The following is a 16390-nucleotide window of genomic DNA, read 5'->3' as shown; positions in this document are numbered from 1 at the left end:
GGTCAAGAGCCAGTCAAAGACCTGGATCATGAGTTTGGAGAACAGCATTGAGTGCACAACGCATCGTAATTATTGGCGCGGGCATGGGCGGTTTGACCGCCGGCTTGGAGCTGGCCCACCAAGGGCTAGAAGTGCATATCGTTGATAAGGCGGGTGCGCCGGGTGGCAAGCTGCGTGAAGTGGCGGTGGGTGACGCCAAAATCGATGCAGGACCGACGGTGTTCACTATGCGCTGGATCTTTGAGGCTTTGTTTAGCGCTGTGGGGGAGCGTCTTGAGGACCACTTAAGCCTGGCGCCGATGCAGATTTTGGCGCGGCATGCTTGGGATGCTGAGCAGCGACTGGATTTGTATGCGGACATGCAGCGCTCACATGAGGCCATTGCTGCCTTTGCCGGGGGCGCTGAGGCCGATCGTTATGTGGCCTTTTGTCGTCAGGCGCAAAAAACCTATCAGGCTTTGGATACGTCTTTTATGCGCGACAGCCGACCCAGCCTGACGCAGCTGATCAGTCGTGTGACGCGTGAGGATCCGCGCGGCCTGATGCACATCACGCCCTTTGCCAGCTTGTGGCGGGCTTTGGGAAAGTATTTTAAGGATCCGCGTTTGCAGCAGCTGTTTGGGCGTTATGCCACCTATTGTGGGTCTTCGCCTTTTTTGGCGCCGGCGACTTTGATGTTGATTGCGCATGTCGAGCAAGAGGGCGTGTGGATGGTGGATGGCGGCATGGCGCGTATTCCCGAGGCTTTGGCCAAGCTGGCTCAAGCTCGTGGGGCGCGGCTGCACTCGGGCGTGGCTGTTCAAGAGATCTTGGTGAAAGGCGGTCGGGCCTGCGGTGTGCTGCTGGATAATGGCGAGCGTCTGGAGGCCGATGCGGTAATCAGTAATACCGACTATGCGGCGTTAGCCGCCGGGCATTATGGTGCTTCTTTGAGGACTAGCGTGCCGCAGCCTCAACCTGATCAGCGCTCGCTGTCGGCCATTACTTGGACATTAAATACGCGCACCCAGGGTTTTCCGCTGCTGCGCCACAATGTGTTTTTTAATGGCGATTATGCGGCTGAGTTTGAGGCGATTTTTGCGCGCGGCGCGTTGCCTGCGGAGCCCACGATTTATATCTGCGCTCAAGATCGCGCGGATATTGATTCGGATCCGCCTGATGGCTCGGAGCGACTGCTATGCTTGGTCAATGCCCCGGCCCGCGGTGATCAGCGGGCCTTTGATGAATCGGAGGTAAGCCAATGCCGCAGCAGCGCGCAAAAGCTGTTGGCCCGTTGTGGACTGCAGCTGAATCTGGATACGGAGGCTGGGGTGATGACGACGCCGGCGCACTTCGAGCATCTGTTCCCGGCGTCCGGCGGCGGGCTGTATGGTCAAGCCACGCATGGATGGCAAGCGAGCTTCCGCCGACCGGGGGCGCGCAGTCAGATGCCGGGCCTGTATCTGGCGGGGGGCAGCGTGCACCCGGGAGCGGGCGTGCCGATGGCCAGTCTCTCGGGTCGCTTGGCGGCGGCGGCGGTGCTGCAGGACCTGACTTCAGCGAGGCGGTAAATCCCGGCGGCTATTTGTGGTGGTATTTGGATGCGCTGAGCGATGATGGGAGTCGCGGCATTACGCTGATTGCCTTTGTGGGCAGTGTGTTTTCCCCTTATTACGCTTGGCAGCGGCGCCGCGGGCGTGCCGTGCCCGAGCAGCATTGTGCGGTGAATGTGGCGCTGTATGGCAAGGGCGGCAAACGCTGGGCGATGACGGAGCGGGGCCAGAATCGCCTGATGCGCGATGCGGAGCATCTGAATATCGGCCCGAGCAGCCTGCGCTGGGATGGCCGTTCGTTGCATATTGAGGTGAATGAGATCACGGCGCCGATTCCTAGCCGTTTGCGCGGCAGCATCACCTTAACGCCACGGGCATTGACCACGGATAGCTATGACTTAGATGCTTTGGGCAGGCACCAATGGCGGCCGATTGCGCCGGCGGCGGATGTGCAGGTCGATTTATCCAGCCCCGATTTGCATTGGCGGGGGCGCGGCTATTTCGACAGTAACATCGGCAGTGAGCCGCTGGAGGCGGGGTTTACTTATTGGGACTGGTCGCGCGCCATGATGCCCAATGACGATACGGTGATTTTGTATGAATCGCTGCGGCGCGATGACAGTCAGGGCTTGCTGGCCTTGCGTTATGACGCTCAGGGACGCTGCACTCCGATCGAGGCGCCTGCGCCGCAGGCCCTTCCCCCCGGGCGCATCTGGCGAGCCCCACGCGGCACCCGCGGCGATGTTCATAGCGTCGAGATCGTCGAAACGCTCGAGGATACGCCCTTCTATACGCGCTCGCTGCTCAAGCAGAGAATCCATGGCGAGCCCGCCCTCGCCTTCCACGAGAGCCTCAGCCTCACTCGCTTCGCTCACCCCATCGTGCAGCTGATGCTGCCCTTCCGCATGCCGCGCTTCTAAAAAAGGGGTCTGTCCCCATTTTTACTAAAAAGGGGTCTGTCCCCATTTTTATTTTTTTTGGTCGAGGCGCTGGAAGAGGTTGTGCAGCCACATGATGCGGTGCTCGACGCGGCCCATGGCCAGCGCCGTGGGGCGGATGCTGGGGCTGCTGGGTTTTTGGTCTTGCACGGCGCGCACTAGGAAGCGATTGGCGGCAGAGGGGGCTTCGCCCAACATGCGGCCCATGATGCGCAGCTGCTCGCGATTGAAGCGGCGCATCATGCGGGTCAGCGCCATCACCTTGCGTGAGGGCGGCACCACGGCTCGGCGACTCACCGAGTCATAGCCATTGCGCTCAACCTCGCGGCCGATCTCGGAGTAAAGCACCATCGCCGCCGTAATGCCGGGACGATAAGCCGGAGGCAGGGTTTGAATCCCTACCGCGCCGCGCTCATAGAGTCGGTGGGCTTCCTGTAACAGCCGTTTTATCACCGAGCCCAACTCCGGCGTAAAGACTGGATTGGCCAAAAACGCATCTGGATCGATACCGGCTTCCTGCATCCAGTTCAAAGGCAGATACAAACGCCCCCGATGGGCATCTTCGCCCACATCGCGAGCGATATTGGTGAGTTGCATGGCCACGCCCATATCACAGGCTCGCGCCAGCGAATCGGGACTGCGCACGCCCATCAGCAAGGTCATCATCGCCCCCACCGTCCCCGCCACGCGCGCGGCATAGTCTTCCAGTTCCTCACCCGTGGCATACATGCGCCCACCGGTATCCCACTCAAAGCCTTCCAAAAGCGCTTGGGGCAAGGCGCGCGGAATCTCGAAACGTTGCACCACTCGCATCAAAGCGCGATCGGCGGCGCTATTTTCAGGCTCCCCGGCATAAATGGCATCCAGCCGTGCCTGCATGCGCTGCAGACCATCCCCTTCAGGATCTTCATCAATCGCGTCATCGGCTAGACGGCAAAACGCATAAAGCGCGGTGGCCGGCTCAGAGAGCTGGCGCGGCAAAAACAATGATGCGGCATAGAACGAGCGCGAACCATCACACAGCAGCGAGCGACACTCGGCCAGATCTTTGGCGCGGGTATAAGGCAGTTTGGCGGGTGGGAAACGGTTCATGCACCCTGCCTAAAGACTTGCGGATCGGGGACCACACTGTCTAATACGCGAGCCGATGAAATCACACCCGGCAAGCCTGCGCCTGGATGTGTTCCGGCGCCTACCAGATAGAGATTCTCGACTTCTTCGCTTTGGTTATGCGGACGGAACCAAGCGCTTTGCGTCAAAATCGGCTCCATACCAAACGCTGCGCCCTGATAAGACGAGAGCTCATTTTCGAAATACTGAGGGGTGATCAGGCGCGAGCTGATCACCTGATTCTCCAGATCCGGCAGGATGTGCTTGGACAAATGCTGTTCAATGCGCTGGCGATAAGGCTCGGCCTGCTGCGCCCAGTCGATACCGCTTTGTTGGTGCGGCACGGGCGATAACACATAAAACGTGTCACAACCCGGAGGCGCCAGCGAGGGATCGGTCGCGGTGGGGCGATGCAGATACAGGCTGAAATCCTCGGCGAGCACCTTGCGATCAAAAATATCCTTGAGCAGGGCTTTGTAGCGCGGCCCGAGGATGATCATGTGGTGCGGGATATCCTCATAGCGCTTCTTGGTGCCGAAATACCAAACCATCAGGCTCATTGAGTAGCGGGCCTTGGCCACTTTGGCATCGGTCCAGCGCTGACGCGGGGTTTCGGATAACAGCTTTTGGTAGGTGGTGGCGGAGTCGGCATTGGAGACCACCACATCGGCCGCAATCACCTCACCATTATCTAGACGCACACCACAGGCGCGGCCGTCTTTCACCATAATTTGTGCGACGCCCGCGTCACACACCACCGCACTGCCCTGCCCTTCGATCAGCTTAACCAAGGCGCGCACAATCGCGCCTGTTCCGCCCATGGCTGAATGCACGCCAAAGGCCCGTTCCAAGTAGGAAATCAATGAATAGGCCGAGCTGGCGCGAAATGGATTACCGCCAACCAGCAGGGGATGAAAACTCAGCACCTGACGCAGCCGCTCGTTCTTGATGTATTTGGAGACTAGGGCATAAACGCTACGGTCAGCGCGCAGCATCACGAGCTCCGGCACCACCTTGGCCATATCGGCCACAGAGTTAAACGCGACATGCCCCAGCTTCTCAAAACCGACGCGGTAGTTGGCCTCGCTGGCCTTCATATAGGCGTCGTAACCATCCAGATCTTCGGGCGCGAAACGCCGGATTTCTTCACGCACCGCATCCACGCCGGACCAGTAATTGAAGATTTCGCCATCATGGAAGCGGATCTGATAAAACGGATCCATGGCGCGCAAATCGATGTCGTCATCCATGCGCTTGCCGCACAGCTGCCAGAGCTCTTCGAGCACGAACGGAGCGGTGATAATCGTGGGGCCAGCGTCGAACTGAAAACCATCTTGGTGGAATACGTAGGCGCGGCCCCCGGGGGCATCGCGTTTTTCCAGCACGGTGACGCGGTAGCCGCGACTGCCCAAACGAATGGCCGCCGCCAAACCGCCAAAACCGCTGCCGATCACAATGGCATGAGGTCTTTCGTCTTGGCTTGTGGTGCCGGGTAGGTCGCTGGCGAGAACCGCTGACATGCTTAACCCCAAAATGTGTAGGCTTTAACCCACAGTGTAGCAGTCCGGGGTCTCACCGAACCCGATCCGGCTCAGGTTTTGCCGGAAAAATGCCATGGCTTTGCGCCTCATCACAGAAAATGCCGGCCAATAGCTGCGGATGCTCTTCGTGCGCCAGATGGCCCAGGCCGGGCAGATCCAGACGCCGCGCCTGAGGTAGGATCTGCGCCACTCTCGCCGCCTCATCCGGCGGCACCATGCGATCTTGACTGGCCACCAGCTGTACCAAGGGCACACTCAGCTTCGGTAAGTCTTTGGCTAAGGGATCGAGATTCCAGTGATGCATCATGCGCAGCGTCCCGGCCACATGCCCGGGCTGGCGCACCAAACGCCCATAGAGCGCGCGGCCGCGCTCATCGAGCTGGGAGCCGGTGCCCGCCAAGAGCTGATCGACGGTTTTGCGGTCGGTGGCGCGCCAAGCAAACACCTCAGGCACCATGGGCAACATCGATAAAACCCGCGCTGAGGCCGAGAACAACCCACTCATCGGTCCCGGCAGCGGTAGCATCACGCCGTTTAAACTCACCAACAGCTGCGGCTGGACGCTTTTATCCAGACACAGGCGCGCAGCAATCGCCGCTCCAGCGGAATGGCCGACCAACATGGCGGGCGATTGCCCCAGCGCGTTTAACAGGGCTTTGATGGCCTGCGCCATACCCGGCAAGCTGTGCACTCGGCTGCCCGCCTGCGTGGGACGCGAGAATCCTTGACCGGGTAAATCCGGGGCTATCACGGTGAAGCGCTCGGCCAATAGCGGCGCCAGATCGCGCCAGCTGTGGCTGGCAGCGCCCGTACCGTGCAATAGCAAGATCACCGGCCCTTGGCCCATGATTTGTACATGCCAGTGCACGCCGCCGGCCTCGATAAACTGGCTGAAATCGCGATTGGGCCAATCGTGCCCGTGAATGTCCCAGTTCAGGCCTTTCAAAATGGCATTCATGCGGCCGCGCTTTGCACGGCGGTGGACAGGGTCTGCGCATCGGCATGCGGCAGCGGTAAATAGCGCGCCTGCATCGCCATCGCCAACTCTCGGGCGGTCGACTGGGGCCGCGGCGAGGTATCGACCAAGATGGTTTTGATGCCGGTGAGTGCCAGCTCGCGAGCGGCAGACAGCGCATCCTCGGTGGCTTGTTGGCGACCGGTACTGCCATCCCGCGCAATATTGGCGCGACCATCGGTGAGAAACACGGCCACCGGGGTTTCACCGCGGCGTTTTACCGATTCAGCCAGCTCGCGCACCGCATCAATGGCATTGGCCAGCGGCGTGCCACCGCCACCGGGCAGCGCCGCCAGACCGCGCTTGGCACGCACCAGCGAACGCGTCGGTGGCAGCAATAAATCGCTGCCCTGACCACGAAAGGCAATCAAACCCACCCGATCACGCCGCACATAACAATCGGCCAGCAGTAACTCCACCGCGCCCTTGGCTTCGGCGAGGCGATGCAGGGCGGCGGAGCCCGAGGCGTCCACAGCAAAAATCGTCGTGGTCTCACTGCGCTGTTTGAACCGCTGAATCCGAAAATCATCGCGGCGCACATGCACCCGCGGGCCTTTGCGTTCAGCGCCCTCTTCGGCGGCCAAGGCTTGGGCACGGCGAATCGGCTGCCAAGGCGCGGCGGCGCGCAGGGTTTCGATCACATTCAGGCGAGCGCCGGATTTAAGTTCGCCGCGGCGTGTCCCAATCGGCCGGCCACGCTTATTGCCCTGTTGCAGGGCGCCGGCTTTGCCCGAGGATTGGGAGCGCGAGCGGCTGCCCAGACCGGCCTGCAGCTGCGCCAGCAAGCCTGCAGGCAGCGCCGCTTTGGCGGCATCCAATACCCGATCCTCTAGGGGTTTATCGAGATCGGCGGGGTCCTGCTGTTCTTGATCCTCAGCCTGATCCTGTTCGGGGGGCGGCTCTTCGGGTGGTGGCGGCTCGGGCTCAGCCTCTTCTTCCATGGCGGGCAAGCGCGTGGCCCGCGGCGCCAATACCAAACGCGCCGCCAAGGCGGCATCTTCCTCGGTGGCCGCGCTGCGACCATCTAGGGCGGCAGCGGCGCGCGCCGCCCGCAGCGCCAGCAGCGGAATACGCAGTGAATACACGCCCAAGGCCAAGGCCGTGCCGCATAACACCTTCAGCAGCTCTTCATCGACCGAGACCTCTGGGAGCTTTTCTCTCGCCGCCCGCACCTGCTCTAATGACCACAAAGAAGCATGCGTATCGCTGCGCGCCACTGGCTCCAGATCCAGTAAAAACGCCAGGCGATCCAGCAGCGCCTTGGGCACGGCTTCTTCCTCATTCATCGATTCGTCCAATGCCACCAAGCCAAAGCGCGCTGGCAGGCGCAGACCCAGTCCATCGCGCTCAAGCAGCACTTCGTGGTTGTCCATGACCGCGGCGATACGCCCAGCAGCCGAGGGGGTGAGACGCTCGGCCATGGCAGCAATCACCACCCCGCCATCACATTCCGCAAGCAGGCCCTGCTCGGCCACAGGACGACCCGCACGCAAGGTCGCCGCCAAATCTAAGCCGCCTAGCAGGCGACCGTCGGCGATGTTCAAAGGCATGCGCCGCAGCGGGTCTTCAGGCGGCAAGAGATCGCGCAGTTGCTGCGTCCAGGTATCGCGCACCGGGCCGGCATGGGCATGCAAAGACACGCCGCCCAAACCAGTCGGATCCACCGCGAATAAACCGGCAGCGATACTCGCCAGAGTCCAGGGCCCGAACTCCGGGACCGGCTCTTTACTCATGCGCCGAACATCTCCTCGATGGCACGCGCGACGCGGGTAGAAGAGCCGGCATCATCCAAGACATTGCGGCGCAGGCGATGCCGCAAAGCCGGTGGGGCCACGCGCTTGAGATGATCGTCCGTGACCACTTTATCGCCCTCAAACGCCGCCAGGGCACGGCTGGCGCGGATCAAGGTGAGCTCACCGCGCAGACCATCGGTACCCAGACTCAGACACAGGGTCGCCGCACGCTCAAGCAGGGCATCGGGCACCTTCACCTCAGGCAGCAAGGCCCGACCGGCAATCAGCTGCTTGCGCAGTTTGGCATCATGACGCTGGTACTTCTTGGTAAAGGCCTCGGGGTCTTTTTCGAACTCGTCGCGGCGCTTGACCACGTCAATGCGGGTCGGCAAATCCTCGGGCGTGCGAATCTCCACCGATAGGCCAAAGCGGTCCAATAGCTGCGGGCGCAGCTCGCCTTCTTCGGGGTTACCGCTACCGATCAGTACAAAGCGCGCCGGGTGACGAATACTCAGCCCCTCGCGCTCGACGACATTTTCGCCGGAGGCGGCGACGTCCAAGAGCAGGTCCACCAGATGGTCTTCCAACAGGTTGACCTCATCGATGTACAAAAAGCCACGGTGCGCGCGCGCCAACAAACCCGGCTCAAAGGCCTTCTCGCCTTGGGTCAAGGCTTTTTCCAGGTCTAAGGCACCGACCACGCGATCTTCCGTGACGCCCAAGGGCATATCGACCACGGGCACCGGCACCTGGCGGGTTTTGGGTTTGTCGCTAGCGGTGCAGGCATCGCATAGCCCAGCCATTTTGTCGGGGGCACAGCCATAGGGACAGCCGGTGACCGCTTCCATGGGTGGCAGCAAAGCCGCCAGAGCGCGCACGGTGGTGGATTTACCGGTGCCGCGATCACCAAACACCAAGACACCGCCAATGCTCGGATCAATGGCCGAAATCAAAATGGCCAGCTTCATTTCTTCTTGGCCGACAATGGCGGAAAACGGAAAACTCAAGGCCATAAGAGAATCTTTATCGTTGCTCACTCGAGCGGCTAATGTTCCCCCAAAAGCCTGAAAAACACAAAGGTCATGAAGCAGAGCGCGTGCTAGACTGCCGCTCATCTGATTCTCGACAATCATTTGTCATGCACGCAGCGGTTTTTACCCCACAACAGGCCTACCAGCACTGCCTACATGAGGCCAACCGGCATTATGAGAACTTTCCGGTGGCTTCGAGGCTGCTGCCTTCCGCCCTGCGCGCCCCGGTGGCGGCCATCTACAGTTTCGCGCGGCGCAGCGATGATTGGGCGGATGAGGGCGAGCTCAGTGATGCGCAGCGCTTGGCGGGGCTGGATGCCATGGCCCAGGCCATTGATGAGGCGGCCGCGGGTAGAGCGGACCCCGAGGATGCGACCTTTGTGGCTTTGGCTGACGCGATGTCGCGTTACGCCCTGCCGGTCAGCCTGTTTCATGATTTACTCACGGCCTTTCGCCAAGATGTGACGCACAAGCGCTACGCGGATTTTGGCGAGTTAATGCAGTACTGCCGCTGTTCTGCCAATCCGATTGGGCGTTTGCTGCTGCATTTGGGCGGCAAGGCCGAGGCGCGCAAGCTGGCTTTATCCGATGCGGTATGCAGCAGTTTGCAGCTGATCAATTTCTATCAGGATCTGGCGCAAGACTATGAGGAGATGGGGCGGATCTATTTGCCCCAAGATGAGATGCAGCGCTTTGCCGTGACCGAGGCGCATCTGGCTGAGCGACGCAGTGATGGGGCGATGCGCGCGCTCATGCAGTTTCAGTATCAGCGCGCCGATAAGCTATTGCGCAGCGGTGCGCCCTTGGGTCGCGAGCTCAGCGGCCGCTTGGGCTTAGAAATTCGTTTTATCATCAACGCCGGTGCGCGGGTGCTGTGGTTACTGCGACGCCAAGAGGGAGATTTATTCTCCCGACCGCGCTTATCCAGCAAGGATTATCTGCGCATCGCTGCCGATAGCGTGTGGCCGAAGGGCCGCTCTGGGGGCTGATTGTGGTAGGTTGGCGCGCATGACACCGGATGAATACTGCCAGAAAAAAGCAGCCGCCAGCGGCTCAAGCTTTTATTACAGCTTTTTGTTCCTGCCACCTGAGCGGCGCCGGGCGATTACCGCTTTGTATGCGTTTTGTCGGGAAGTGGATGATGTGGTGGATGAATGCCGTGAACCGGCTGTCGCCCGCGTCAAACTGGATTGGTGGCGTGAGCAAGTGGGCAAGATGTATGCCGGCGAGCCGGACCATCCGGTGTGCAAAGCCCTAGCGCCGTGCATTAAGACCTTTGATCTGCCTGAGGAGCAGTTCCGCGAGATTATCGATGGCATGCAAATGGATTTGGATTATGACGCCTATCCCAGCTTCACTGAGCTGTCTTTGTATTGTTATCGCGTCGCCTCGGTGGTGGGCCTAATGTCGGCACAGATCTTTGGCTATGAAGACCACCGCACCGCCCGCTATGCACATGATTTGGGCATGGCCTTCCAGCTCACCAATATCCTGCGCGATGTGCTGGAAGATGCGCGCCGCGGGCGGATCTATATTCCTTTGGATGAACTCAAGCGCTTCGAGATTGACCCCATGGAGTTGCAGCGCGCGCAAACCTCGGAGCGACTGCAGGCCTTGTTTGCTTTTCAAGCCGAGCGAGCCCGGGACTATTACCGCCGAGCCTTCTCGCATCTGCCGGCTGTTGATCGCCACACGCAGCGCAGCGGCATCATCATGGCGGCGATTTATCAAACGCTTTTGGATGAGATCGAAGCCGATGGCTTTCATGTGCTGGAGCGGCGCGTGGCACTGACACCGCTGCGCAAGCTATGGATCGCTTGGCGCACGGTGCGCAGCGAAAAACGCCATACCAAGGCTTTAAAAAAGGTCTGATGACCGCGCCTATCGCCATTATCGGTACGGGCTGGGCAGGCCTAGCGGCGGCCATTACCTTGGTGCGTGCGGGTGCACCCGTTGAGCTATTTGAAGCCGCACCACAACCCGGTGGTCGCGCCAGACGCGCGCGTTTGGAGGGCCTGAACCTGGATAACGGCCAGCACCTGCTGATGGGTGCCTATACCACCACCTTAGAACTGCTCCGACACATTGAGGTAAAGGAACCCGAAGTGCTGCGCCGGGCGCCCTTGGATTTGGTGAGTTTGCGCGGGGATGGCTCCCGACTCAGCCTTTCTAGCGCTTATTTGCCGGCGCCGTGGCATTTATTGGCGGCGCTGATGACTGCGCGTGGCCTGAGCTGGCGTGAGAAAAGCCAGGCTCTGCCGGGTATGCGGCGCATGCTACAAACGCCGCCCGATGCGCAGCACAGTGTGCTGCAGTGGCTAGAGGATCTTCAACAACCGCCTCGGCTGATTCAGGAATTGTGGATACCGCTGTGTTTGGCGGTGATGAATACCCATGCAGAGATCGCCTCCGCTCGCGTTTTTTTCAACGTACTGCAAGGCGCTTTTACCGGCCATCGCAGCCATAGCGATTTATTGGTGCCGCGCGCTGATCTGGGCTCGGTCTTTCCAGAACCGGCGGCTAGCTGGCTGGCGCGTCAAGGTTGCCCGCTGCATCACAATCAACGGGTGATCTCAATTGGTCCTCAGGCAGAAGGGATGCATATTCAGCTGCGTCAGCGTCAAAGCCTTATGGCGCAAGCGGTGATCATGGCCACGGGACACGCCGAAAGTGCGCGCTTGTTACCGGATGTGCCGTCGCTCCAGCCCCTGCGTGACAATCTGGCCAGCTTGGGGACGGAACCGATTTGTACAGTGTACCTACGCTATCCGCGCCAGGTGCGCTTACCCATGCCCATGCAAGGTCTGTTGGGCGGTATCGGGCAGTGGGTATTTGATCGGCGCTTTAGCGGCCATCCCGGGGTGATGGCGGTGGTGATCTCGGGCAATGGATCGCACCTAGCGCTGGATAATGAGGCTTTGGCCACGGCGGTGGATCAGGAGCTGCGTCAACATTATCCGCAGTGGCCTGCACCGCTGTGGCAGCGCGTGGTGCGCGAAAAGCAGGCGACTTTCTGTGCCAGTGTGGCGAGCGAAGCACTGCGGCCTGGTAACCACACTGCCCTGCCCGGTCTTTGGCTGGCTGGCGATTACACCGATACGGGCCTGCCGGCCACGCTCGAAGGCGCAGTGCGAAGTGGCGTAGAATGTGCACGCCAAATATTGTCATCTGCGTGAAGGAACGGGCATGTCGCCACAGGATTTACTGAACTATCAAGCCGCCCCTGAGCTTCTCAAAGACCGCGTGATTTTGATCACCGGTGCCGGCAGCGGTCTGGGCGCAGCGCTGGCTAAACGCTGTGCACGGCTGGGCGCGACCGTGGTGCTGTTGGATAAAAGCATGAAGCCGCTGGAAGCCGTCTATGACGCCATCGAAGCCGCCGGTGGGCCGCAACCGGCGATTTATCCCATGAACTTAGAAGGCGCCACGGCTAAGGATTATGAAGATCTGCGCGATAATCTTGAGGCTGAGTTTGGCCGCCTCGATGGCCTGGTGAACAATGCCGCGTGGGTGGGCGCGTTAACGCCGATTGAGCACTACGATTTAGAGCTTTGGGCCAAGGTCATCACGACAAATCTGCATGCACCGTTTTTGCTGAACCACGCGCTGTTGCCGCTGCTGCTTAAAGCCCCAGACCCGAGCATCGTCTTCTCCACGCAGTCTTGCCGCAAAGCCTATTGGGGGGCATTTGGCGTCGCCAAGGCGGGCCTGCATGCCCTCATGGATATTCTCGCTCATGAGCACAGCGGCAAGCGCTGGATTCGGGTCAATGGCGTGGACACAGGACCGATGCGCACACCGCTGCGGGTCAGCCATTACCCAGGCGAGGATCCGGCACAAAACCCCGAACCCGAGACCATGGTTGCGCCGTATGTGTATTTCTTGGGGCCCGATGCCGGCAAGACCACCGGCCAGAATATCGAGTTGCAGGCCAGTACCTAACCCCGCGACGCCCTAGTGCCTTACCCCGCGACGCCTAGCGCCTAATCCGAGCGGCGACGGCTGCGCGGCGGGCGGATCACCCGCGTGGGTTTAGCCGGGCGCTGCCATTTCAAGCCCGCAGCGGCATACAGCTGTTTCATCTCGGCGGGCTCAAGCTCTCGCCAACGCCCGGAGTGCAGACCCGTTCCCAGACTAATGGGTCCGTAACGTAGGCGCATGAGCCGGCTGACCATGAGCTCCTGACTTTCCCAAAGTCGCCGCACTTCACGATTGCGGCCTTCTCTTAACACCACATGAAACCATTGATTGGCGCCGCTGCCGCCGGCTGGGGTGATGCGATCAAACGCAGCGATGCCGTCCTCCAGGGTAACGCCTTGTTGCATGGCTTGGAGTTGCGCCGGTGTCACCTCTCCAAGAACGCGCACAGCATATTCGCGTTCTAGCTCTTGGGAGGGGTGCATTAAGCGATTCGCCAGTTCGCCGTCGGTGGTGAACAACAACAGCCCTGAGGTATTCAAATCCAGGCGCCCCACGGCCACCCAGCGACCTTGGCGCAATACCGGCAGATGGGTGAAAACGGTATCGCGGCCCTCGGGGTCGGAGCGCGTACAGACCTCACCTTCAGGCTTATGATAGGCAATTACCCGCGCCACTTCGGGCGCCGCTGAAGACACCAGCTTGCCGCGCACCATAATCACATCGGTGGGGCTGGCTTGATCGCCAAGCTTGGCAACTTGGCCGTTGACGCTGACCTCGCCGGCGGCGATCCAGGTTTCGATTTCGCGCCGCGAACCCAGGCCGGCATGCGCCAAGAGTTTTTGTAGACGCTCACTCATCGCGGCGGAGCTCAGTATCGCCCTGATCGTCTGCTTCGGCTTCGGCTTCAGCTTCGGACTCGCCCGCCAGCGCTGAGCTCTCGGCTTGGTCGCCAACGGCGGCGGTCTCTGCCTCTGCTTCGACCAACTCGAGCTGTTGTTCACTGCTCAGCAGTTTATCCAGATCGGTGAGCTCGGCGAGGCTGGGCAACTCATCCAGCGATTGCAGATTGAAATAATCCAGGAACTGGCGGGTTGTGCCATAGAGCGCTGGGCGGCCCGGCAATTCCTTATGGCCAATGACGCGCACCCACTCGCGGTCACTAAGCGTACGAATAATTTGCGTACTCACCGCCACACCGCGTACCTCTTCGATTTCGGCGCGGGTGATGGGCTGGCGATAGGCAATCAGCGCCAAAGTCTCTAACAGCGCGCGGCCATAGCGCGGCGGTTTTTCCTCGAACAAACGCGCGATCCACGGCGCTAGATCAGCTTTGGCTTGAAAGCGCCAACCGCTGCCCACGGCTTTGAGCTCATAGCCACGCTCGGCGCATTGCGCCTCGAGGTGTTGCAGGGCGGCCTTGATTTGTGCGCGAGTGGGCCGCTCGTGGTCGGCGAACAAGCGCTCCATGCCCTCGATCGATAAGGGATCGGCCGAGACCATCAGGGCTGCCTCTAAAATCCGCATCAGTTGCTCGTCGTTCATGCCGCCGCCGCTCTTAAATACAGGGGTGCATAGCTATCGGCTTGGATGCACTCGATAATGTGTTCTTTGACCAACTCCAAGATGGCAAGGAAGGTCACCACCACCCCGCGGCGTCCCTCTTCGACGGTGAATAAGCTCAAAAATGGCACATGCTCTTGGCTGTTGACCGCCTCAAGGATGCGGCTCATGCGCTCGCGCACCGACAGCGGCTCTCTTTGAATATGGTGGTGGGTGAACATCTCGGCTTTGGCAAGCACCTCACGCAAAGCGCGCAGCAACGCCTCCAGCTCCACATCCGGCAACGGCGGTGTGATCTCTAAGGGCGGCGGTTCGATATGCAGTGGGAAGATTTCGCGCTCCAGACGCGGCAGCTGGTCGATGTCCTCGGCTGCCTGACGATAGCGTTCATATTCCTGCAGGCGCCGCACCAAATCCGCGCGCGGGTCATCCTCTTCGTCGATACTGGCGGGGCGCGGCAGCAACATGCGGGATTTGATTTCCGCGAGCATCGCCGCCATCAACAAATACTCGGCGGCGAGCTCCCACCGCATCTCGCGCATCAACTCGATGTATTGCATGTACTGTTTGGTGATCTCGGCGATGGGGATATCGAGGATGTCGAGGTTTTGTTTTTTAATCAGATACAACAGCAGATCCAGCGGACCCTCGAAGGTCTCCAAAAAGACCTCTAGGGCATCCGGCGGGATATAAAGATCTTGGGGGACTTTGGCTAAGGGCTCACCGCGCACCGAGACGCGCTGCACCCACTCAGCGATATCGACCTCGGCGTTATCGGCAATGGCCTCGCTCATCGGTAAGCCAGACCCATGGCGCGGCGCACTTCATCCAAGGTATCGCGGGCGACATCACGAGCCGCTTCGCAGCCCTCTGCCACCACCGAGCGCACCAAATTCGGGTCTTGTTCGTAATCGCGGGCGCGCTCTTGCATGGGCGCCAGCTCGGCGAGCACGGCGTCGATCACCGGCTGCTTACACTCCAAACAGCCGATACCGGCGCTGCGGCAGCCCTCTTGCACCCACTGGTGGGTACTCTCATCGGTATAAACCTCATGCAGCTGCCACACCGGGCATTTGCCGGGGTCACCGGGATCGGTACGCCGCACGCGCGCTGGATCGGTGGGCATGGTGCGCAGCTTTTTCTCGACCACGACCGGCTCATCGCGCAGGGCAATCGTATTGCCATAGGACTTGGACATTTTCTGGCCGTCTAAGCCTGGCATTTTCGAGGCCTTGGTCAGCAAAGGATGAGGTTCGGGCAGGATGATGCGCCCACCACCCTCGAGATAGCCAAACAAGCGCTCGCGATCGCCCAGCGAGATATTTTGTTGGGTTTCGAGCAGCGCGCGCGCGATATCCAGTGCTTCATCCTCACCTTTTTCTTGATAACGGCGGCGCAGATCGCGATACAGCCGGGCATTTTTCTTACCCATTTTATCGGCGGCAGCTTCGGCGAGATTCTCGAAATCCGGTTCCGTGCCATAAAGATGATTAAAGCGGCGGGCGATTTCCCGGGTAACTTCCAAATGTGAGACTTGATCCTCACCCACCGGCACCAGCCCGGCTTTGTAAATCAGCACATCGGCGCTTTGCAGTAAGGGATAGCCGAGAAAGCCATAGGTGGCGAGATCCATTTCTTTGAGCTTTTCTTGCTGATCTTTGAAAGTGGGCACGCGCTCCAGCCAGCCCAAGGGCGTGATCATCGATAACAGCAGATGCAGCTCCGCATGTTCGGGGACGCGAGATTGAATAAAAATGCGCGCTGAGCCGGGTGAGACGCCGGCGGCCAACCAGTCGACCACCATATCCCAGACACTGCTACCGATGACGCTTGGGTCTTCGTAATGGGTGGTCAGGGCATGCCAATCGGCGACGAAGTAAAAACATTCGTAGGCATGTTGCAGCTCCACCCAGTTTTTTAAAACGCCGTGGTAATGCCCCAGATGCAGACGACCGGTGGGGCGCATGCCGGATAACACGCGCTGGCTTTGGGTAGGCAGGGAACTCAAA

Annotated in this window: 15 protein-coding genes; 6 read left to right on the top strand and 9 right to left on the bottom strand. The window is 60.3% G+C overall.

Features of this window, described 5'->3' with window-relative positions; translation table 11 throughout:
• The first annotated feature begins 47 nt into the window (after positions 1 to 47).
• Both crtD and CKX93_RS08170 read left to right on the top strand, forming a co-directional pair.
• Complete coding sequence (gene crtD, locus CKX93_RS08175; RefSeq protein WP_076756202.1) at positions 48 to 1550, top strand: 1-hydroxycarotenoid 3,4-desaturase CrtD; 1503 nt, start codon at positions 48 to 50, stop codon at positions 1548 to 1550.
• A gap of 77 nt (positions 1551 to 1627) precedes the next feature.
• Complete coding sequence (locus CKX93_RS08170) at positions 1628 to 2452, top strand: carotenoid 1,2-hydratase (RefSeq protein WP_338066009.1); 825 nt, start codon at positions 1628 to 1630, stop codon at positions 2450 to 2452.
• Positions 2453 to 2500: 48 nt separating this feature from the next.
• Here the strand turns inward: CKX93_RS08170 and CKX93_RS08165 are convergent, their stop codons facing one another.
• The 5 genes from CKX93_RS08165 to bchI are packed head-to-tail and all read right to left on the bottom strand — an operon-like array spanning position 2501 to position 8882.
• Complete coding sequence (locus CKX93_RS08165) at positions 2501 to 3562, bottom strand: phytoene/squalene synthase family protein (RefSeq protein WP_076756200.1); 1062 nt, start codon at positions 3560 to 3562, stop codon at positions 2501 to 2503.
• Entirely contained in the window at positions 3559 to 5100 is a 1542-nt protein-coding gene (locus CKX93_RS08160) for a phytoene desaturase (RefSeq protein ID WP_076756199.1), read from the bottom strand. Before CKX93_RS08160 ends, CKX93_RS08165 begins: the two co-directional genes overlap by 4 nt.
• Before the next feature lie 52 nt (positions 5101 to 5152).
• Positions 5153 to 6079 (bottom strand): alpha/beta fold hydrolase BchO, encoded by a 927-nt coding sequence (bchO, locus tag CKX93_RS08155; protein ID WP_076756198.1) that lies wholly within the window; start codon positions 6077 to 6079, stop codon positions 5153 to 5155.
• Positions 6076 to 7869 carry a magnesium chelatase subunit D gene (locus tag CKX93_RS08150; protein ID WP_076756197.1) on the bottom strand — a complete coding sequence of 598 codons (1794 nt, stop codon included), beginning with the start codon at positions 7867 to 7869 and terminating at the stop codon, positions 6076 to 6078. Before CKX93_RS08150 ends, bchO begins: the two co-directional genes overlap by 4 nt.
• Positions 7866 to 8882 carry a magnesium chelatase ATPase subunit I gene (bchI, locus tag CKX93_RS08145; protein WP_076756196.1) on the bottom strand — a complete coding sequence of 339 codons (1017 nt, stop codon included), beginning with the start codon at positions 8880 to 8882 and terminating at the stop codon, positions 7866 to 7868. Before bchI ends, CKX93_RS08150 begins: the two co-directional genes overlap by 4 nt.
• Positions 8883 to 9007: 125 nt before the next feature.
• Here bchI and hpnC point away from each other — a divergent pair, with 125 nt between their 5' ends.
• The 4 genes from hpnC to CKX93_RS08125 are packed head-to-tail and all read left to right on the top strand — an operon-like array spanning position 9008 to position 12842.
• Positions 9008 to 9889, top strand: coding sequence for a squalene synthase HpnC (gene hpnC, locus CKX93_RS08140; RefSeq protein ID WP_076756266.1), 882 nt, complete (start codon positions 9008 to 9010; stop codon positions 9887 to 9889).
• A gap of 19 nt (positions 9890 to 9908) precedes the next feature.
• The gene (hpnD, locus tag CKX93_RS08135; protein WP_076756195.1) at positions 9909 to 10772 is read left to right on the top strand and encodes a presqualene diphosphate synthase HpnD; all 864 of its coding nucleotides are present in this window, start codon (positions 9909 to 9911) and stop codon (positions 10770 to 10772) included.
• Complete coding sequence (gene hpnE, locus CKX93_RS08130) at positions 10772 to 12076, top strand: hydroxysqualene dehydroxylase HpnE (protein ID WP_076756265.1); 1305 nt, start codon at positions 10772 to 10774, stop codon at positions 12074 to 12076. The genes hpnD and hpnE overlap by 1 nt, the downstream gene beginning before the upstream one ends.
• Before the next feature lie 10 nt (positions 12077 to 12086).
• A complete protein-coding gene (locus CKX93_RS08125; RefSeq protein WP_076756194.1) occupies positions 12087 to 12842 on the top strand; it encodes an SDR family NAD(P)-dependent oxidoreductase in 756 nt (251 codons plus the stop codon).
• Between the two features lie 41 nt (positions 12843 to 12883).
• Here the strand turns inward: CKX93_RS08125 and rluB are convergent, their stop codons facing one another.
• The 4 genes from rluB to CKX93_RS08105 are packed head-to-tail and all read right to left on the bottom strand — an operon-like array spanning position 12884 to position 16389.
• On the bottom strand, positions 12884 to 13678 hold the full coding sequence (rluB, locus tag CKX93_RS08120) for a 23S rRNA pseudouridine(2605) synthase RluB (RefSeq protein ID WP_076756193.1): 795 nt from the start codon (positions 13676 to 13678) through the stop codon (positions 12884 to 12886).
• Positions 13671 to 14363, bottom strand: coding sequence for an SMC-Scp complex subunit ScpB (gene scpB, locus CKX93_RS08115; RefSeq protein WP_076756192.1), 693 nt, complete (start codon positions 14361 to 14363; stop codon positions 13671 to 13673). Before scpB ends, rluB begins: the two co-directional genes overlap by 8 nt.
• Positions 14360 to 15175 (bottom strand): segregation and condensation protein A, encoded by an 816-nt coding sequence (locus CKX93_RS08110; protein WP_076756191.1) that lies wholly within the window; start codon positions 15173 to 15175, stop codon positions 14360 to 14362. Before CKX93_RS08110 ends, scpB begins: the two co-directional genes overlap by 4 nt.
• A complete protein-coding gene (locus CKX93_RS08105) occupies positions 15172 to 16389 on the bottom strand; it encodes a tryptophan--tRNA ligase (protein WP_076756190.1) in 1218 nt (405 codons plus the stop codon). The genes CKX93_RS08110 and CKX93_RS08105 overlap by 4 nt, the downstream gene beginning before the upstream one ends.
• Position 16390: the final 1 nt, after the last annotated feature.

It is taken from the genome of Ectothiorhodosinus mongolicus (assembly GCF_022406875.1).
GTDB classification, from domain to species: domain Bacteria; phylum Pseudomonadota; class Gammaproteobacteria; order Ectothiorhodospirales; family Ectothiorhodospiraceae; genus Ectothiorhodospira; species Ectothiorhodospira mongolica.
This window is presented reverse-complemented; position numbering and strand designations above follow the sequence as displayed.

Bases quoted from the DNA above. Each gene is read 5' to 3' on its own strand.
- CKX93_RS08150 (WP_076756197.1), bottom strand. From the start codon at position 7,869: ATGAGTAAAGAGCCGGTCCCGGAGTTCGGGCCCTGGACTCTGGCGAGT.
- CKX93_RS08160 (WP_076756199.1), bottom strand. From the start codon at position 5,100: ATGTCAGCGGTTCTCGCCAGCGACCTACCCGGCACCACAAGCCAAGAC.
- hpnD (WP_076756195.1), top strand. From the start codon at position 9,909: ATGACACCGGATGAATACTGCCAGAAAAAAGCAGCCGCCAGCGGCTCA.
- hpnE (WP_076756265.1), top strand. From the start codon at position 10,772: ATGACCGCGCCTATCGCCATTATCGGTACGGGCTGGGCAGGCCTAGCG.
- bchI (WP_076756196.1), bottom strand. From the start codon at position 8,882: ATGGCCTTGAGTTTTCCGTTTTCCGCCATTGTCGGCCAAGAAGAAATG.
- CKX93_RS08165 (WP_076756200.1), bottom strand. From the start codon at position 3,562: ATGAACCGTTTCCCACCCGCCAAACTGCCTTATACCCGCGCCAAAGAT.
- bchO (WP_076756198.1), bottom strand. From the start codon at position 6,079: ATGAATGCCATTTTGAAAGGCCTGAACTGGGACATTCACGGGCACGAT.
- scpB (WP_076756192.1), bottom strand. From the start codon at position 14,363: ATGAACGACGAGCAACTGATGCGGATTTTAGAGGCAGCCCTGATGGTC.
- CKX93_RS08110 (WP_076756191.1), bottom strand. From the start codon at position 15,175: ATGAGCGAGGCCATTGCCGATAACGCCGAGGTCGATATCGCTGAGTGG.
- hpnC (WP_076756266.1), top strand. From the start codon at position 9,008: ATGCACGCAGCGGTTTTTACCCCACAACAGGCCTACCAGCACTGCCTA.
- CKX93_RS08125 (WP_076756194.1), top strand. From the start codon at position 12,087: ATGTCGCCACAGGATTTACTGAACTATCAAGCCGCCCCTGAGCTTCTC.
- rluB (WP_076756193.1), bottom strand. From the start codon at position 13,678: ATGAGTGAGCGTCTACAAAAACTCTTGGCGCATGCCGGCCTGGGTTCG.